General features: G+C 44.4%; 2 protein-coding genes. Both read left to right on the forward strand.

Features of this window, described 5'->3' with window-relative positions; genetic code table 11:
* A partial coding sequence (locus tag B7X71_RS17265; protein ID WP_293601645.1) for a lysophospholipid acyltransferase family protein occupies positions 1-507 on the forward strand: 507 nt, incomplete at its 5' end.
* A 64-nt stretch (positions 508-571) separates the two neighbouring features.
* Positions 572-1,240, forward strand: a 669-nt coding sequence (locus B7X71_RS17270; RefSeq protein WP_293601646.1) for a polyphosphate kinase 2, incomplete at its 3' end; no start/stop codon positions are given.

Raw genomic sequence — 1,240 nt, forward strand, 5'->3', positions numbered from 1 at the left:
GATATTCATGCCATCAATGCCTGTAAACCCATTCGATTTGTTGCCAAGTCAGAGGTAAGATCTTGGCCAATCTTTGGTTGGATGGCAAAGCAATTGGGAACGGTTTTTATTCGAAGAGATAATGCCCGCCATGCTAGGGAAGTTGTTGAGCAGATAGCTGACGTTCTTAATACCGAGTCAATTTGCATCTTTCCAGAGGGGACATCCTCCAATGGTGAACAAGTTCTGCCTTTTAGGCCTAATCTCTTTGAGTCGGCCTTGGCTGCTAAATGCCCGATTTATCCTCTCTCTATACGCTATGTCTGTCAGAAAACGAGTTTAAGGAGCGACTCACCGGCTTTTATTGGGGATATGGGGCTATTGGAATCCATGTCTAGAGTGATTCATGAGCCTGGCTTGCTGGTCCACATACACTTTTTGCAGCCTTATCGAGCCGAGAATTCAAGGGATTCTGATCGTAAGCAGGTGGCAGCTTATTGTCAGGAATCGATCGCCCAAACCCTATAAGCAATATATGTAATAAAAATGTCATACTCTTGGGATAACAAGATACAACGCCCTAGAGGAATAAATGACATCAAAACATAAAGAGATGGCTGAATGGTATCAGCGTGCTCAAGAAGAAATTCTAGATAGCATGGATGAAGAGCTCGAAATGGAGCTCGATGATGATCGCCTCTCGCAAGATGGTGGTAGTGGTTCAGTTATCCCTCGAAATGTTTACTTTAAGGAATTATTTCGTCTGCAAGGCGAGTTGGTAAAGCTTCAAGACTGGGTAGTGGAGAATAAGCTTAAAGTTGCTGTTTTATTTGAAGGCCGTGATTCTGCTGGTAAGGGTGGTGCTATTAAGAGGATTACCCAGCGACTTAATCCGCGGGTTTGTAAGGTGGTTGCCCTTACGGCACCAAGTGAGCGTGAAAAGACCCAATGGTATTTTCAGCGTTATGTGTCCAATTTACCCGCAGGTGGTGAGATCGTTTTATTTGACCGTAGTTGGTATAACCGTGCTGGCGTTGAGAAGGTCATGGGTTTTTGTACGGACGCTGAGTACGAAGAGTTTTTGCGTACAGTTCCGGAATTTGAGCGGATGATTATTCGTTCTGGAATTATTCTCATCAAATACTGGTTCTCCATTTCTGATGATGAGCAATACAACCGCTTTATGATGCGCATTCATGATCCACTGAAACAGTGGAAGCTTAGTCCAATGGATTTGGATGCTCGTCGCCTTTGGGAGGCG

It is taken from the genome of Polynucleobacter sp. 39-46-10 (assembly GCF_002282275.1).